Source organism: Pseudomonas sp. SAS7 (genome assembly GCF_052112345.1).
GTDB classification, from domain to species: Bacteria; Pseudomonadota; Gammaproteobacteria; order Pseudomonadales; family Pseudomonadaceae; genus Aquipseudomonas; species Aquipseudomonas putida_Q.
On the sequence record NZ_JBEGGO010000015.1, the window covers coordinates 71,836 to 88,534 of the forward strand.

A 16,699-nucleotide genomic window follows, 5' to 3' on the forward strand; every position below is an offset into this window, starting at 1 on the left:
GCAGCGCCTATCAGACCGAGCGCCGCCCGCGCGGCGCTTCGCAGCACAAGGCTGCTCCTACATCTGTTTCGGGCCAGTTATTCCTGAGACAAAGGCGCGCGCCCCTGGTGTTCACCTGGACATCGTGTCGAACAAACCAGGCGGTCGCGCGCATGGGTACAGGCGTCACTGGCCCGAAACAGATGTAGGAGCAGCCTTGTGCTGCGAAGCGCCGCGCGGGCGGCGCTCGATTTCAAAACCACCCCAAAAACAACGCCATACACCCACAAACAAAAAGGTTATCTCTCATTACAGACCAAGGGGTGAAAACCTCCCCCCCGGATGCAGTACAATCGCCCCCTTTTTCTTGGCAACGAGTCGAAGCCAATGATCGAACCCAAGCGCGTCCTGCGCGCCCTAGCCGAACACTGGGCCCTGATCGAGCCGCTGTGCGAGCGTTTCGACCAGGGCACCCTGAGCCTGGTCGAGTTGCGCCAGCATGTGGGCCGCCAGCAGCTCGAAAGCACCCCGCAGGACATCACCCAGCTACTCGACGTATGGATCCGCCTGGATATCCTGGTCCCGGTAGCCAAGAGCCCGAACCGCTTCGAGCTCAACGCGCAGATCCACGACTTTCTTGCGTACCTGCGCCGCGAACACCGCCTGGGCCTGTGCCTGGAGATCGAAGCCTACCTGCGCCACCTCGAACGACTCGCCGGCCATATCCAGGACGCCTTCGACAACCGCGACAGCGACGACCTGGCGCGCCAGCTGCGCTTGCTCGACATGCGCGTACGCGATGTACTGAAAAAGCTCGATAACGACGAACAGGCACTGGTCGCCGTGGCCGAGCGGGCCAAGACCAGCAACCGCCAGATCCCGCTGCGCCAGCGTTATGCCGAAGTACTGGCCACCTGGGACGAATACGTCGAGCCGATGATCCAGCTGGTGAACGCCGACGGCGCCTTCGAACAAGGCGTGCGCAAGGTCGAGACCGTGCTGCTGAAGCTGCTGGGCGAACAGGCGCGCCTGGGCCACCTGGTCGATGACGACATGCTGCTGCGCACCCACGCACGCATCCTGGAAATGCAGACCAGCGCCCAGCTGACCCTGCGCCACGCCCGTGAACTGCTGTTGCCGCTGCGTGAAGAAGCCCGCCGACACAACGCCGTGACCCGCGGCGCGGCGCTGGCCCTGTCGGTGATACGGCGCAAGGGCATCGACGCCGTGCCGCAGGCGGCCATGCCGATGTTCACCCGCCCGCAAAGCACCTTCCTCGGCAGTGCCAGCCAGGTCGAGGCCTATGTGTACGCCCTGGCGCGCTTCGAGCCCAAGCCGGCGCGCTTCCCCAAGGCCCACAAGACCCAGTCCGGCGCCCTGCCCCGTGCACCACGCACGGTCAAGGAAATGGCCGAACGCTGCGAACAGGCCCTGCCACTGCCCGACCTGATGGTCTGGCTGCTGGAACAGGAACCCGAAGGCGCCACCGACGAACTGCTGTACTGGTTCTCGCGCCTGTCGCGGGAAAAGCGCTTCAAGCGCGAACGCCTCGACCGCCGCGAATACACCACCCAGGAACACCTGGTCAGCCTGCGCTCGTACGCCCTGACCTCCAGCCGCGAAGACGCCACCCGCGCGCCTACCGAACCCAACGCGAGCCCAGCCCATGCATCTTGATCTTTCCGAACTGTCCCAGCTCGCGCCGATCTTCCGCGAGCTGTTCAAAGGCTTCCACGTCAGCCGCCGCGACCCCGAGCTGTACGCCCAGCTGTCGAACTTCCAGGACCAGTACCGCACCCTGTTCAAGGCCCTGGGCTTCGAGCTGGTGTGCGACACCCGCGGTTTCTATTACTTCGTGCCTGACATGACCGCCGCGCAGGTCAACAAGACCGCGCAGCGCCTGTCGCTGTTCACCTTCATCCTGGTCGAGCACCTGGCCGACCAGGGCCGTGACCCGATGGCCGTGCTGGACGGAGGCAGCATCGGCCGCGACGAACTCCCCTCGCTGCTGGACAAGTACCGCGACCTGTTCCTGCAGGCCGAAGTGCAGACCGTGGACGAGCTGGAAGAAAAAATCCTGCGCCGCATGACCCAGCTTGGCTTCGCCCATGAAGAAGGCGGCATCTACCGCTTCCTGCCGCCGATGCACCGCTTCCTCGATGTGTGCCTTTCGGTCCAGCAGGACCGCGACCTGGCCGCCACCCTGCACAGCGTCCTGCCGCTGCCGACCCCGGTACTGGTCGAGGAAGAAAGCCCCGAAGAACTCAACCGCACCGACGACCCGCTCGACCTCACGCCCTTCGAGGGCGAGGAAAGCGAAGAGGACGCCCTGGCCCGGGCCATCCGCGAAGAGCAACAGGAGATTGACGCATGAGCCAGGAACGCTACGGCATCCGCCGCTTTGCATTGCTCAACACCGCCGGCTACAGCCTTGGCCTGTTCCCGCTGGAGCATCCGCTGTCGGTATACGGTGCCAACAACCTGGGTAAATCGGCCTCGATAAACGCCCTGCAGTTCCCGATCCTGGCGCGTATGTCGGACATGAGTTTCGGCAAGTACAGCCTTGAGCAGTCGCGCCGCTTCTACTTCGCCAGCGACACCTCGTACATTCTCTGCGAACTGAGCCTGCCCCACGGCCCGCACGTGATAGGCGTGGTCGGCCGCGGCCCGGGCGGCGGCTTCGGTCACCAGTTCTTCGCCTACAAAGGCGAACTGGACCTGGCTCACTACCAGAAGAACGACACCTGCCTGCGCCAGAAAGAGCTGTTCACCAACCTGGAACGGCTGGGCATCAAGGCCTACGAGCTGAAGCCGGACGAACTGCGCCGCCTGCTGGTTGGCGGCCACACCTCGGTGCCGCTGGACCTGACCATGATCCCGCTGCGCTCCACCAGCGAGCAAAGCCTGAAAACCTTCCGCGCGCTGTTCATCAACCTGCTGCACATGCGCGAAATCACCGCGGCCAAGCTCAAGCAGCTGTTCCTTGACGCCTTCGAGCACAGCCTGCGTTCGGGCAGCGTCGACTACATCGCCGCGTGCGAGGAAGCCTTCCGCGACGTGCGCCGCATGGAGCAGGACTACAACGCCCTGGTCGCCGCCGGCCCGCTGGTCGAGGCCCTGGCCGGTGGTGTCGCCCAGCGCGACATCCTGCGTGGCAAGCTGCACCGCATTTCGCCAGTGCTCGACACCCTGCTGGGCACCTGGCAGGAATACGCCATGGCGCGCAAGGAAGAGCTGGTCATCCAGTCCGAGCACTACCGTGGCGAGCAGGACCGCCTGCAGAACGACCAGCGCGGCGGCACCCAGGAGCTGATGCGCCTGGAGCGTGAAATCACCGGCATCCAGCGCTGGCTGGGCGAGCTGTCGGTGCTCAAGCACCGCTTTGCCCTGGTCGATGACGTCAAGGTACTGGAGCAGCAGCTGCTGGCGGCCAAGGATGCCCACGACGAACTGGCCGGTGCCCTGGCGCAGTCGCGCCAGTTCAGTGCCGAAGACCTGGACGAGCGCGTACGCGACCTGGAAAAACGCCTGAAGCAGGTCAAGCAGCAGCTGGACCACGCTGACAACAACAGCTACGCCCGCCTGCGCGAAGAGTTCTCTCAGCAGGACGTCGACCGCCTGATGCGCCTGTTCAACGGTGCACTGTTCAGCCTGCCGCTGGGCGAGCGTGGCATTGAACTGGACGACAGCGACCTGTGGGTAAAATCGCTGGAAGCGGTGCTGGACGGTTTCAAGGGCGAGCGTTTCGAAGCCCCGGGCCTGTCCATCGACCTCACCCACATCGACCCACCGGCGCTGCAGGCCCTGGCCGACCGCGCCGCCCTGCGCGACCAGAAAGAGCGCCTGGAAAAAGAGCTGAAGCAGCTCAAGACCCAGCAGGCTGTTACCGCTGACCGCACCGCCTCCAAGGCGCAGACCGAAACCCTGTACCAGCAGGTGCTGGACGCGCAGAAGGCGCTGGAAGACTTCCGCCGCAGCGAAACCCTGGCCGCCGAAGAACCCGAGAAGCTGGAACAGCTGTCGCAACTGGAAGCCGCCCAGGACGAACTCAAGCGCTCCAGCGATGCCTTCACCGAGCGCGTTCAGCAGCTGTCGGCCAAGCTGCAGCTGGTGGGCCGGCAGATCGGCGACCTCGAGTCCAAGCAGCGCACCCTGGAAGATGCCCTGCGCCGTCGCCAGCTGCTGCCGGCCGACCTACCCTACGGCACCCCCTTCATGGAAGCCATCGACGACTCGATGGACAACCTGCTGCCCCTGCTCAACGACTATCAGGACAGCTGGCAAGGCCTGCAACGGGTAGACAACCAGATCGAGGCGCTGTACGCCCAGGTGCGCCTGAAAGGCGTGGCCAAGTTCGACAGCGAAGACGACATGGAGCGCCGCCTGCAGCTGCTGGTGAACGCCTATGCGCACCGTACCGAAGAAGCCCTGACCCTGGCCAAGGCACGCCGCGCTGCGGTCACCGACATCGCCCGGACCCTGCGCAACATCCGCAGTGACTACGACAGCCTCGAGCACCAACTGGCCCTGTTCAACCGCGAGATCAACAAGCGCCAGGTTTCCAACCTGGAGAGCTTCCGCGTGGTGCTGGCGCCGAACAAGGAAGCGCTCAAGCACATCGACCAGATCATCCACAGCGCCGGCCAGTACGAAGAAGGCGAAACCTTGTCGGTGTTCGACCTGACCCAAAGCGCCGAGCAGGACAACAAGAACGAAGAGGCCAAGGAATACCTGGCACGCCTGGTGGCGGCCAACCACAACCAGCTGGGCCTGAAAGACCTGTTCGAGCTGGCGTTCGAGATCACCAAGGTCAACGGCCAGCCGATCATCCACGCCGACATCGACGGCGCCGCGTCCAACGGCACCACCATGACCATCAAGGCGCTGACCAACATGTACTTGTTGCTGCACCTGATGGACCGCGACCTGGCCGGGCGCATTCGCTTGCCGTACTACCTGGACGAAGCAGCGGACATCGACGAACGCAACCAGGCCGCGCTGCTGGAGACCAGTTTGCAGCTGGGCTTCGTACCGATTCTGGCGAGTGTGAAGCCACAGGTATCGGCGCACGTGGCGATCGACCTGGAAGGCGGCAGCGGGCCGAACGGCATCTACATCGACGAGGCGGACTGGAAATTCATCAGCCGGCTGGATGAGGTGAAGGCGGTTGTGCGTGAGGATCAGGCCGAGGAACTGGCCTGATATTTGTGTATGGGGCCGCGTTGCGGCCCATTCGCGGCACAAGGCCGCTCCTACAAGGGGACGCATATCCCTGTAGGAGCGGCCTTGTGCCGCGAATGGAGGCCGAAGGCCTCCCGGCAATCTACCAGGCTATCAATGAGCCCAAGGCAGGATCGGGATCGCGGTCACAGCGTTCTGCGGGCTGCCTTCGATCATGCGGTCGCTGTACACCAGGTACACCAGCGTATTGCGCTTCTTGTCCAGGAAGCGCACCACCTGCATGGTCTTGAACACCAGCGAGGTGCGTTCCTTGAACACTTCCTCGCCGTCTTTCAACTCACCCTTGAAGTTGATCGGCCCGACCTGACGGCAGGCAATCGACGCCTCCGCACGGTCCTCCGCCAGCCCCAGGCCACCCTTCATGCCGCCAGTCTTGGCCCGCGACAGGTAGCAGGTCACGCCCTCCACCTTGGGGTCGTCAAACGCTTCGACCACGATGCGGTCGTTCGGCCCGAGGAACTTGAAGACAGTGGACACCTGGCCGACTTCCTCGGCCCCGGCCAGCATTGGCAGCGCCAGCGCCACCACGGCAATCACTCGCTTGAACAGGCTCATACCAGCACCAGATTGTCGCGGTGTACCAGCTCGGGCTCAGCGCTATAGCCAAGGATCGACTCGATACCGTCGGACGACTGACCGATGATCTTCTGCGCCTCCAGGGCGCTGTAGTTGGCCAACCCGCGGGCCACTTCAACACCGTCCGGGCCAACGCACACCACCATCTCGCCACGGCGGAAACTGCCCTGCACGGCCTTCACGCCAACCGGCAACAGGCTCTTGTTGGCCTGGCGCAGCGCCTGCACGGCGCCGGCGTCCAGCACCAGGGTGCCACGGGTCTGCAGGTGGCCAGCCAGCCACTGCTTGCGCGCAGCGAGCATGCCGCGCTCGGGCGACAGCAAGGTACCCAGGCGCTCGCCCGCCTTCAGGCGGTCCAGCACGCGCTCGATGCGGCCACCGATGATGATGGTGTGGGCACCGGAACGGGCGGCCAGGCGCGCGGCGCGCAGCTTGGTCTGCATGCCGCCACGGCCCAGGGCACCCCCGGTACCACCGGCCACGGCATCCAGCGTCGGGTCGTCGGCACGGGCTTCGTAGATCAGCTGGGCTTCGGGGTTGTTGCGCGGGTCGGCGTCGAACATGCCATCGCGGTCGGTGAGGATCACCAGCAGGTCGGCCTCGACCAGGTTGGCCACCAGCGCCGCCAGGGTGTCGTTGTCGCCGAAGCGGATTTCGTCGGTGACCACGGTGTCGTTTTCGTTGATCACCGGCACCACGCCCAGGTCGACCAAGGTGCGCAGGGTGCTGCGGGCGTTCAGGTAACGCTTGCGGTCGGACAGGTCGTCATGGGTCAGCAGGATTTGCGCGGTGTGCTTGCCGTGCTCGCCGAAGCTCGACTCCCAGGCCTGCACCAGGCGCATCTGGCCGAGCGCGGCAGCGGCCTGCAGCTCGTTCATCGCGCTCGGTCGCGAAGCCCAACCCAGCTGGCTCATGCCGGCAGCAACGGCCCCGGAGGAGACCAGTACCAACTCCACGCCTGCCTCACGCAGCGCGACCATCTGCTCGACCCAAACGGCCATGGCACCGCGGTCGAGGCCCTTGCCATCGGCGGTCAGCAGAGCACTGCCAATCTTCACGACCCAGCGCTTGGCGCCCGTCACCTTGCTTCGCATCTTCTTCCAACCTATGTCGAATCTGTAGATACCGTGGATACAAAAACGCCGCTCCAGAGAGCGGCGTTTAGTGTACTGCAACCGGTCAGTCGCGCACGTAAATGATTTCCGGGCCGTCTTCGTCGTCCTCGAAATCATCGTCCCAAGCGTCATCGTCGCCGATGTCGTGCACGCTCTTGACGCCAGTACGGCGCAAGGTACGCGCGTCGTCCAGGGCCTGCAGCTGGGCACGGGCTTCGTCTTCGATGCGCTGGTCGAGGTCGGCCAGCTCGGCGGCGTAGGCCGGGTCGTTGGCCAGGCGGTCGGCGCGGTCTTCGAGGTAGCGCATCAGGTCGTGGCTGAGCTTGTCGGTACCCTGCTTGGAGATAGCCGAGATCACATAGACCGGGCCTTCCCATTCCAGGCGATCGATCACCTCCTGCACACGCTCATCGCGCTCGTCGTCCATGACCATGTCCGACTTGTTCAGTACCAGCCAACGCTCACGCTCGGCCAGCGACGGGCTGAAGCGGGTCAGCTCGTTGACGATCACTTCGGCAGCATCGGCCGGGCTGCTTTCGTCCAGCGGCGCGATGTCCACCAGGTGCAGCAGCACGCGGGTGCGCGCCAGGTGCTTGAGGAAGCGGATACCCAGGCCGGCACCGTCGGAAGCGCCTTCGATCAGGCCCGGGATGTCGGCGATGACGAAGCTCTTCCAGCGGTCGACGCTGACCACGCCCAGGTTTGGCACCAGGGTGGTGAACGGGTAGTCGGCCACTTTCGGCTTGGCGGCCGAGACCGAGCGGATGAAGGTACTCTTGCCGGCGTTCGGCAGGCCCAGCAGGCCCACGTCGGCCAACACCTTCATTTCCATCTTCAGGTCGCGCTGGTCGCCCGGCTTGCCTGGCGTGGTCTGGCGCGGTGCACGGTTGGTACTGGACTTGAAACGGGTGTTGCCCAGGCCATGCCAGCCGCCTTGGGCGACCATCAGCTTCTGGCCAGGGGTGACCAGGTCACCGATCACTTCCTGGGTGGAAGCGTCAATCACGGTGGTACCGACCGGCACGCGCAGGAACAGGTCTTCACCCTTCTTGCCAGTGCAGTCGGTGCTGCCGCCATTGGAGCCGCGCTGGGCTTCGTGGTGACGGGTGTAGCGGTAGTCGACCAGGGTGTTCAGGTTTTCGTCGGCGACCATGTACACCGAGCCGCCGTCACCGCCGTCACCGCCGTTAGGGCCACCATTCTCGATGAACTTCTCGCGACGGAAGCTCATGCAACCGTTGCCGCCGTCACCGGCCTTGACCCGAATCGATACTTCGTCAACAAACTTCATTAAAACCGCCTCTCGTCGGTAGACGAGTTGAATGAATCAAAAACATGAGGCTCTTGCAAAAATGAGCGCGGCGGCCCCGTACGACCGTAGAAACCAACGCCGGCAACCCAGACAAACAGCTTTGCAAGAGGCTCACCACAAACGAAAAAGCCCCGTCGCATGACGGGGCTTCTGGAGCGACGTCGCGATTAAGCGGCGACGATGCTCACGTAACGGCGCATGAACTCGCCTTTCTTCTCGAACTTGATCACGCCTTCGATCTTGGCGAACAAGGTGTGGTCCTTGCCCATGCCAACGCCGTAGCCAGCGTGGAATTCAGTGCCGCGCTGACGGACGATGATGTTGCCTGGCTTGATAACCTGGCCGCCATACATCTTCACGCCAAGGCGTTTAGATTCTGAGTCGCGACCGTTACGAGTACTACCACCAGCCTTCTTGTGAGCCATGGTTCAATTCTCCAAATAAATTCAGGGGATCTAGGGGATTAAGCCTGGATGCCGGTGATTTTGATCTCGGTGAACCACTGGCGGTGGCCCATACGCTTCATGTGGTGCTTACGACGACGGAACTTGATGATGCGAACCTTGTCGTGGCGGCCTTGCGAAACGACTTCGGCCACTACTTTAGCGCCAGCAACAACTGGAGCACCGATGGTGACTTCTTCACCGTTGGCGACCAGCAGAACGCGATCGAAAGTCACGGATTCGCCAGTGGCGACTTCCAGTTTTTCGATCTTGAGGAATTCACCTTCAGCGACTTTGTACTGCTTGCCGCCGGTAACGATTACTGCGTAAGACATGGTATTTCTCCGATAATCCTGCTCACCCAGCGCTTTATATGATGAGTATTGGCTGGCATGGCTGCACAAGGCTGGAACGGCCCGGCGCAATTGCGTAAGGCAGGTGCTGCCCAGGAAGTTAGGGTGCGCGATTGTACGCAACCCTGGTTTTGCTTGCAAGTGCAGCCCCCGGCCCGCTGGCACCGCGCCTTGACACACCGGTACCCGCGACCTAGCATGCCGCGCAACCTCACTGGAGCAGCCGATGCAACCCCAAACCTTCTACCGCGCGGTGGCTGATGATTTCAGCGCCGTCGACGAGATCATCAAGAAGCAGCTGACCTCGCGCGTGCCGCTGGTATCGAAGATCGGCGACTATATCACGTCGGCCGGTGGCAAGCGCCTGCGTCCCCTGCTGGTACTGCTGTGTGGCAAGGCCCTGGGCCGCGAAGGCGACGACCTGCGCCTGCTGGCTGCCACCATCGAATTCCTGCACACCGCCACCCTGCTGCACGACGACGTGGTCGACATGTCCGGCATGCGCCGTGGCCGCTCCACCGCCAACGCCCTGTGGGGCAACGCGCCGAGCGTGCTGGTGGGCGACTTCCTTTATTCGCGCTCGTTCGAAATGATGGTCGAACTGGGCTCGATGCCGGTCATGCAGATCCTGTCCAAGGCCACCCGCGTGATTGCCGAAGGTGAAGTGCTGCAGTTGTCGCGGGTACGCGATGCCAGCACCACTGAGGAAATCTACATGGAGGTCATCCGCGGCAAGACCGCGATGCTGTTCGAAGCCTCGACCCACAGCGCCGCTGCGCTGGCCGAAGCCACCGACGAGCAGCGCGAAGCCCTGCGCACCTTCGGTGACCACCTGGGCGTGGCCTTCCAGCTGGTCGACGACCTGCTGGACTACAAGGGCGACTCGCAAACCTTGGGCAAGAACGTCGGTGACGACCTGGCCGAGGGCAAGCCTACCCTGCCGCTGATCTACACCATGCGCGAAGGCACTGCCGAGCAGGCTGCGCTGGTACGCCAGGCGATCCAGAAGGGCGGCCTTGAGGATCTGGAACAGATCCGCGTGGCGGTCGAAGCGTCAGGCGCGCTGAAGTACACCGCAGAGCTGGCGCGCGACTATGTGAAGCGCGCCATTGCCTGCCTCGAAGTGCTGCCGGCCAGTGAATACCGGGATGCCCTGGTCGAGCTGAGCGAGTTTGCGGTCGCGCGTACGCACTGACAGAACGAGTCGCCTTCATTCGCGGGCAAGCCCGCTCCTACAGGACTGTGTCGCCTGTAGGAGCGGGCTTGCCCGCGATGCTTTTTGTCCGGACATAATCACTTCTGGGAAAATACCTTTTACAATGTGGGTTTTTAACCGCCCGTCTGTTTGTTTGAGGAACCGAAGTGAGCACTTTGCCACCCTGCCCAAAATGCAATTCCGAGTACACCTATGAGGATGGCACTCAGCTGATCTGCCCTGAATGCGCCCACGAGTGGTCTGCCAGTGGCGACGCCGAAGCGGCCAGCGACGAGGCGGTGAAGAAGGACTCGGTCGGCAATATCCTGCAGGACGGCGACACCGTCACCGTGATCAAGGACCTCAAGGTCAAGGGTTCGTCCCTGGTGGTGAAGGTCGGCACCAAGGTCAAGAACATCCGCCTGTGCGACGGCGACCACGATATCGACTGTAAGATCGACGGCATCGGCGCCATGAAACTGAAGTCCGAGTTCGTTCGCAAAGTCTGATTACACAAAAAAAGCCAATTGGCGCTTGCTATTCTGATAATAAGAATTATTCTCATTGGAACTGGTATCCAAGGAGAATAGCCATGACTTATCTGATTGACGCTTGGCTTGACCGCCCTCACCCCTACCTGCGCATTCTTCATCGAGAAACAGGCGAAGTGTGCGCGGTGCTTGAAGAAGAAGCGCTCGACGAACTGCGTGACCAGGGCGACCTGGACATGAGCGGGTTGAATTCGAGTGAACCGGGGGTGCTCAAGGAGCTGGTGCGCAACCTGTTTCTGTTCTGCTATGCGCGGGCATTGCGCCCGATGGGAACAGACTGGAACTGAGGGCCCTGGCGAGGGCTTCGCCCTCGATCGCGGCGCAAGGCCGCTCCTACAGGGGACGCATCCCGCCGAGGGATCGCATATTCCTGTAGGAGCGGCCTTGTGCCGCGAATGGGCCGCAACGCGGCCCCAGCGGTATTACAGAACGTCGAGCAGCTCGACGTCGAACACCAGCACGCTGTGCGGCGGGATGCTGCCAACGCCTTGGGCGCCGTAGGCCAGCTCGCTCGGCACGTACAGGCGCCATTTGCTGCCGGCATTCATCAGCTGCAGGGCTTCGGTCCAGCCAGCAATCACGCCACCTACCGGGAATTCAGCCGGCTGGCCACGCTCGTAGGAGCTGTCGAACACGGTGCCGTCGATCAGGGTGCCGTGGTAGTGCGTACGCACGTTGTCTTCGCGGGTCGGCTTGGCGCCTTCACCTGCGGTCAATACTTCAAACTGCAGGCCCGAAGCCAGGGTGGTGATGCCCTCACGCTTGGCGTTTTCGGCCAGGAATTCCTTGCCAGCGCCAGCAGCAGCTTCTGCCTTGGCAGCCGCTTCGGCTTGCATGATGTCGCGGATCACTTTGAAGCTGGCCGACAGGTCGGCTTCGCTGACGCGGCTGTCGGCGCCGTTGAAGGCGTCGGTCAGGCCGGCCAGGATGGCTTCCAGGCTGACGCCTGGTGGCGGGTTGTCGCGCAGCTGGCCGCCCAGCTGACGGCCGATACCGTAGCTGACGCGCGTTTCGTCGGTAGACAGATTGAGTTCGGACATTGTCGTGCTCCACTGCAGGGCGCAGTGCAGCCGCGCCCTTGATGAAAAGGGCGAGCAGCCTAGCACACTGGGAAGCTGCGAGCAGCTACCAAGCCGAACGCTGGGAAATCGGCACCTTGAGGTCTTCTTCGGGGTGCGAACCCATGCCGCACATCTCGTCCTGCACCGACCAGTGCACCAGGTTCATCGAGACCATGGGGATGGTTTGCAGCAACTTGCGGGCGTCCTCCACCGAGTGCACGCGCAAGCGCTCGCCACGGGTGTCAGACAGCGGGTGGGCGCGCCCTTTGAGGCGGGCTTCAATGAGGTAATCGCCGCCTTCGATGGCGATCAGGTTCACTTCGTCGACATGGCCAGCCCTGGCCTCGAGATTGAGCTGATGCAGGTTCATGTAAGCACCTCGCGATGAGAACCACGCATGAGTGCTCATTTTTCGTACAGGCGAGCATAAAGCACAAGCCAGAAACGACACCGCCCGTCCGTTTTGCAACGGCCGGGCGGTGCAGGCAACAACCGGGCTCAGTGCTTGGTCAGCTTGTCCAGGTAGCCCATGCAGAACGCCGAAACCACAAAGGTCATGTGGATGATCACGTACCACATCAGGTAGTCGGTGGAGATGTTCTGCGCATCCATGAACACCCGCAGCAGGTGAATGGACGAAATTGCCACGATCGACGCAGCCACCTTCATCTTCAACGACGAGGAGTCCATCTTGCCCAGCCAGTTGAGCTTTTCCTTGCTGTCGTCGATGTCCAGTTGCGAGACGAAGTTCTCGTAGCCGGAGATCATCACCATCACCAGCAGGCCACCCACCAGCGACATGTCGATCAGCGAGAGGATCACCAGGATCAGGTCAGCTTCGCTCAGGGCAAAGACGTTGGGCAGGACGTGGACCACTTCCTGGAAGAATTTCAGCGCCAGGGCCAGCAGGCCGAGGGACAGGCCGAAGTAGATGGGGGCGAGCAGCCAGCGCGAGGCATACATCGCGTTTTCGAGAATACGTTCCATGGAGGGTTTGGGACTCGTCAGGTGACTAAAAAAACGACAGCGAGTATAGCCAGCCACCTGTTACAGCAAAAGCCCGGTGAATGGGGCTGCTTTGCAGCCCATTCGCAGCACAAGGCTGCTCCTACAGGAGATCGCAGTCCCTTGTAGGAGCAGCCTTGTGCTGCGAATGGGCCGCAAAGCGGCCCCGGCAATGGTTCAGGTCTCAGGATGAAACTGGTAATCCCCCAGGTTCCGGCACCGCTCGCCATTGATCCGCCGCAACTGGGCCTGCAGGTGCAAGCACCAGATCTGCGGGTCTTCGGATACCTGGTAGCCATGCAAGGTCAGGCTGTCGACGATGGCGTTGAGCACTGATTCGGCCACCAACGGCCCATGAAACGGCCCCTGGGCCTTGATCGCGGAAGGTTGCTCACCGGCCATGCCGGCGGCGAACAGCAGCGTCCACATGCCGTTATCCCCGGCCAGTGGGCGAATACTGCATTCGATGCGGGTCACCAGGCCCAGGCACTGGCGTGTGAGGCTGAGGTTGCGCATGGCGGCGTCCCCTCCAATAAGCCTTGTTCAGCCTGAACACCAGGCTGTTTCCATCCTGAACGCTGATACTGTCCTTAAGTTCCAGCATAGAATAACAGCACAGAAAGATGGAAAACCGGCGCTGAACGGTAGCACATCGCCGCTAGCGCCGGTTTATTGACTCAGGCCGGCTTGGCCTGGGCGATCACCTCTTCCAGGCGTTCCTTTTCCGCCTTCTCGATGTCTTCTTCGCTGATCATCTCGGCGATTTCACGCAGGCGTTCCACCACACGGGCGTTGACGCTGCCCTCGGTAAACTGGCCCTGCTCATCGGGCACCCCGGCCTCCTCGCCCACCAGCAGGCTCAGCGCCTCATCAGCCTGGCTGACCGCATAAACGTGGAACATGCCGTTCTCCACGGCCTGCAGCACGCGCTCGTCGAGCATCAGCGTGGCGACGTTGGCACGCGGGATGATCACCCCCTGCTCGCCGGTCAGGCCACGCGCCTCGCAGAGACGGAAGAAGCCCTCGATCTTCTCGTTGACCCCACCCACCGCCTGTACTTCACCAAACTGGTTGATGGACCCGGTGATGGCAAAGCACTGCTTGAGCGGCGTGCGCGACAAGGCCGAGATCAGCGTGCAGGCTTCGCCCAGCGAGGCGCTGTCACCGTCCACATAGCCGTAGGACTGCTCCAGGGCAATGCTCGCGGAGATCGCCAGCGGGAACTCCTGGGCATAGCGGCTGCCCAGGTACCCGGTGAGGATCATCACACCCTTGGAGTGGATCGGCTGGCCAAGGTTGACCTCGCGCTCGATGTCGACAATGCCGCTGCCGCCCGGGTACACGGTGGCAGAGATACGCGCCGGCATACCAAACGCCGAGTCGCCCACTTCCAGTACGGTGAGGCCGTTGCACTTGCCAATGGCCGCACCTTCGGTGTCGATCAGGATGATGCCGGCCAGCATGTCGTCCAGCACCCGCTGCGAAACACGCCCGGTGCGGGTGGCCTTGGCCTTGAGCGCACGTTCGATGTGCCCGGCGTCGGTCATTTCGTCACTGGCCAGCTGACGGATGAAATCGGCTTCGCTGACCAGCTGGAACAAGTCACCGATACGCGCCGACAGGCGTGACTGGTTTTCTGCCAGGCGGGCGCTGTAGGTGGCCAGGCGTGCTACCGCGTCACTGGTCAGCGGCGCCATGCCCTCTTCGTTGGTACGGGTACGCAACAGCTGGGCGAACTGCTCCAGGTTCTCGTCGACCATGGGCATGTCTTCGTCGAAGTCCACCAGCACGCGGAACATCTCCTGGAAGTCCGGGTCGTGGTCCTGCAGCGCGTAGTACAGCTGGCGTGAGCCGATGATCACCAGTTTCACGTTCAGCGGAATCATCTGCGGCTGAAGGCTGACGCTGGCCACACGGCCCAGCTCACCGATCGGTGACTCCATCTTCAGCTTGCGCGACTGCAGCGCACGCTTGAGCGCATCCCACACGAACGGCTCGCCGAGCATCTTCTCGGCTTCAAGAATCAGGAAGCCGCCGTTGGCACGGTGCAACGCGCCTGGGCGCAGCTGGCGGTACGAGGTATACAGCGCGCCCTGGTCGGTGCTGTATTCGATGCGGCCGAACAGGTTATCGTAAGTCGGGTGCGGCTCAAACACCACTGGCGCGCCACCGGCGGCATGGTGGCCGACCACCAGGCTTGGGGCGTACTGCTCTTCCAGCAGCTTGCGCGCGACGGCGTCGGTCTTGCTGTCGTCGACCAGTTGCTCGACCACGGTACGCAGCAGGTTGAGTTGCACCGACTGCAGGTAGGCGCACACCGCTGCGTTCTCGGCGTACTTTTCCGACAGCGGCGCCAGCAACGGCTGCAAGGCCAGGGTGATGGTTTCTTCGTTGAGCTGGCGCAGCTGGTTGTTCGACTCGCGCTTCCACTGCGGCAGGCTGGCCAGCTCTTCGTTCAGCTGTTCCTCGAGCAAGGCAATGTCTTCGTGGAACTGCTCGCGCACCGCTTCCGGCAACTGGGCGAACTCGGCTTCGTCCAGCGCCTTGCCCTCAGCCATCGGCGTGAAGGCGACGTTGCTGGCGTCGCGGTACAAGGCCACGTCCTTTTCCAGCGAGGCCCGCTCGATCACATCCAGGGCGCGGTCGTAGCGCTGGTTGAAGGCGCGGTCGATGGCGCCTTTCTTCTGCTGGTACGACGGGTGCTCGAACACTGCCGGGAAGGTGGACAGCAGGTTGTCGATCAACCCGCCCATGTCGCTGATGAACTCGGCGGCGCTGCCCGACGGCAATTCCAAGGCACGGGGCTCGCGGGTGTCATCGAAGTGGTTGACGTAGACCCAGTCGGCCGGGGTGTGCTGGCGCTTGCCCTCGGCCTTGAGGTAGCGCTTGACGAACGAGAAGCGCCCGGTGCCGGGCTCGCCCATCACGTATACGTTGTAACCGGGGCGGGGCATGGCCACGCCGAACTGCAGGGCCTCGACAGCACGTTCCTGGCCCAGGACTCCGCGAAACGGCTCCAGATCGTCGGTATGGGTAAAGGCAAACTGCTCGGGGGAGAAACGCCGGGTCAGGGCTTCAGGCGCGAGACGCAGGCGCGCAGCGACAGGATCGGGCATTGGGTTTCCTTACTTCGGCGGGCAGATGAGCAGCATTCTGGCGCTGCCCCAGCGCGCCTTGCAAGGCTCTACGGGACTTTATATCGCGGCAGGTCGCAGCCCGTGCAGGTCATGTAACAGCAAATTTTTCGCAATCAACAACGCAACCTTTAGATCGTGCCTAAACTCCAAGCTGCGCGGGTGGGTGAAAAGCTTTCCCGACCTGGCAACCGAGTTGCCAGAAACCCTGACCCTTGGTTAAGACAAAGAGAACAAATGCTATGAAACGGATTCTTCTGGGTACTCTGTTCACCGTGGTCTCGCTCAACGCCATGGCCGAAGCGCCTGGCGGCCCGAACTGCGGTTGGGGCAACATGCTGTTCGAAGGCCAGCGTGGCACTCCGGCACACTTCCTGGCTTCTACCACCAACGGCACATCCGGTAACGCCACCTTCGGCATGACCTCCGGCACCAACGGCTGCTCCACCAAGGCTTCGCTGACCTACGGCGGCAAGTCCTGGTTTGCCATGAACGGCATGATGAACGAGCTGTCCGAAGACATGGCCATGGGCCAGGGCGAAGCACTGACCACCTATGCCGTAGTGCTTGGCGTGGCCCCGGAAGACCGCGTCTACTTCAACTCGGTTACCCACCAGCACTTCAACCAGATCTTCAGCAGCGCCGATGTCACCGCCGAAACTGTCCACACCAACACCCTGGCCGTTCTGAAGAGCGACCCACGCCTGGCCAAATACGCTACCGAGGCCTAAGCA

Annotated in this window: 17 protein-coding genes; 7 read left to right on the forward strand and 10 right to left on the reverse strand. The window is 62.7% G+C overall.

Annotated features, from left to right (window positions below):
• Positions 1-366: 366 nt before the first annotated feature.
• The 3 genes from mksB to mksF are packed head-to-tail and all read left to right on the forward strand — an operon-like array spanning position 367 to position 5,181.
• The gene (mksB, locus tag ABI582_RS22070; protein WP_442120260.1) at positions 367-1,656 is read left to right on the forward strand and encodes an Mks condensin complex protein MksB; all 1,290 of its coding nucleotides are present in this window, start codon (positions 367-369) and stop codon (positions 1,654-1,656) included.
• On the forward strand, positions 1,646-2,353 hold the full coding sequence (gene mksE / locus ABI582_RS22075) for an Mks condensin complex protein MksE (protein ID WP_016484836.1): 708 nt from the start codon (positions 1,646-1,648) through the stop codon (positions 2,351-2,353). Before mksB ends, mksE begins: the two co-directional genes overlap by 11 nt.
• The gene (gene mksF, locus ABI582_RS22080; RefSeq protein ID WP_338746028.1) at positions 2,350-5,181 is read left to right on the forward strand and encodes an Mks condensin complex protein MksF; all 2,832 of its coding nucleotides are present in this window, start codon (positions 2,350-2,352) and stop codon (positions 5,179-5,181) included. The genes mksE and mksF overlap by 4 nt, the downstream gene beginning before the upstream one ends.
• Positions 5,182-5,313: 132 nt before the next feature.
• Here the strand turns inward: mksF and ABI582_RS22085 are convergent, their stop codons facing one another.
• From ABI582_RS22085 to rplU, 5 genes are all read right to left on the reverse strand, one after another.
• Positions 5,314-5,775 (reverse strand): CreA family protein, encoded by a 462-nt coding sequence (locus ABI582_RS22085; protein ID WP_049278050.1) that lies wholly within the window; start codon positions 5,773-5,775, stop codon positions 5,314-5,316.
• Positions 5,772-6,890, reverse strand: a complete 1,119-nt coding sequence (proB, locus tag ABI582_RS22090; protein ID WP_442120261.1) for a glutamate 5-kinase — start codon at positions 6,888-6,890, stop codon at positions 5,772-5,774. The genes ABI582_RS22085 and proB overlap by 4 nt, the downstream gene beginning before the upstream one ends.
• A gap of 85 nt (positions 6,891-6,975) precedes the next feature.
• A complete protein-coding gene (gene cgtA / locus ABI582_RS22095) occupies positions 6,976-8,202 on the reverse strand; it encodes an Obg family GTPase CgtA (RefSeq protein ID WP_016501543.1) in 1,227 nt (408 codons plus the stop codon).
• A 188-nt stretch (positions 8,203-8,390) separates the two neighbouring features.
• Entirely contained in the window at positions 8,391-8,648 is a 258-nt protein-coding gene (rpmA, locus tag ABI582_RS22100) for a 50S ribosomal protein L27 (RefSeq protein WP_003247464.1), read from the reverse strand.
• A gap of 38 nt (positions 8,649-8,686) precedes the next feature.
• Positions 8,687-9,001 carry a 50S ribosomal protein L21 gene (gene rplU / locus ABI582_RS22105; protein ID WP_003247466.1) on the reverse strand — a complete coding sequence of 105 codons (315 nt, stop codon included), beginning with the start codon at positions 8,999-9,001 and terminating at the stop codon, positions 8,687-8,689.
• Between the two features lie 244 nt (positions 9,002-9,245).
• On the opposite strand from rplU, the gene ABI582_RS22110 reads away from it, so the two are divergent.
• The 3 genes from ABI582_RS22110 to ABI582_RS22120 all read left to right on the forward strand — a co-directional run bounded on the left by ABI582_RS22110 (position 9,246) and on the right by ABI582_RS22120 (position 11,052).
• Entirely contained in the window at positions 9,246-10,214 is a 969-nt protein-coding gene (locus ABI582_RS22110) for a polyprenyl synthetase family protein (protein ID WP_016501544.1), read from the forward strand.
• A gap of 167 nt (positions 10,215-10,381) precedes the next feature.
• Positions 10,382-10,723 carry a zinc ribbon domain-containing protein YjdM gene (locus ABI582_RS22115; protein ID WP_016484830.1) on the forward strand — a complete coding sequence of 114 codons (342 nt, stop codon included), beginning with the start codon at positions 10,382-10,384 and terminating at the stop codon, positions 10,721-10,723.
• Between the two features lie 83 nt (positions 10,724-10,806).
• Positions 10,807-11,052 carry a PA4570 family protein gene (locus ABI582_RS22120; protein WP_016484829.1) on the forward strand — a complete coding sequence of 82 codons (246 nt, stop codon included), beginning with the start codon at positions 10,807-10,809 and terminating at the stop codon, positions 11,050-11,052.
• A 135-nt stretch (positions 11,053-11,187) separates the two neighbouring features.
• Here ABI582_RS22120 and ABI582_RS22125 read toward each other — a convergent pair whose 3' ends face one another.
• The 5 genes from ABI582_RS22125 to ABI582_RS22145 form a co-directional block, all read right to left on the reverse strand.
• Complete coding sequence (locus ABI582_RS22125; protein ID WP_132846719.1) at positions 11,188-11,805, reverse strand: FKBP-type peptidyl-prolyl cis-trans isomerase; 618 nt, start codon at positions 11,803-11,805, stop codon at positions 11,188-11,190.
• A gap of 85 nt (positions 11,806-11,890) precedes the next feature.
• Positions 11,891-12,196: a DUF6482 family protein gene (locus ABI582_RS22130; RefSeq protein ID WP_016501545.1), complete on the reverse strand. Its 306-nt coding sequence runs from the start codon at positions 12,194-12,196 to the stop codon at positions 11,891-11,893.
• Between the two features lie 128 nt (positions 12,197-12,324).
• Entirely contained in the window at positions 12,325-12,813 is a 489-nt protein-coding gene (locus ABI582_RS22135; protein WP_016501546.1) for a TIGR00645 family protein, read from the reverse strand.
• Between the two features lie 195 nt (positions 12,814-13,008).
• Complete coding sequence (locus ABI582_RS22140; RefSeq protein ID WP_016484826.1) at positions 13,009-13,347, reverse strand: PA4575 family protein; 339 nt, start codon at positions 13,345-13,347, stop codon at positions 13,009-13,011.
• Between the two features lie 161 nt (positions 13,348-13,508).
• Positions 13,509-15,947, reverse strand: a complete 2,439-nt coding sequence (locus ABI582_RS22145; protein WP_338746026.1) for a Lon protease family protein — start codon at positions 15,945-15,947, stop codon at positions 13,509-13,511.
• 260 nt (positions 15,948-16,207) lie between these two features.
• Between ABI582_RS22145 and ABI582_RS22150 the strand changes: the two genes are divergently transcribed.
• Positions 16,208-16,696, forward strand: coding sequence for a DUF3015 domain-containing protein (locus tag ABI582_RS22150; RefSeq protein ID WP_016501548.1), 489 nt, complete (start codon positions 16,208-16,210; stop codon positions 16,694-16,696).
• Positions 16,697-16,699 lie beyond the last annotated feature (3 nt).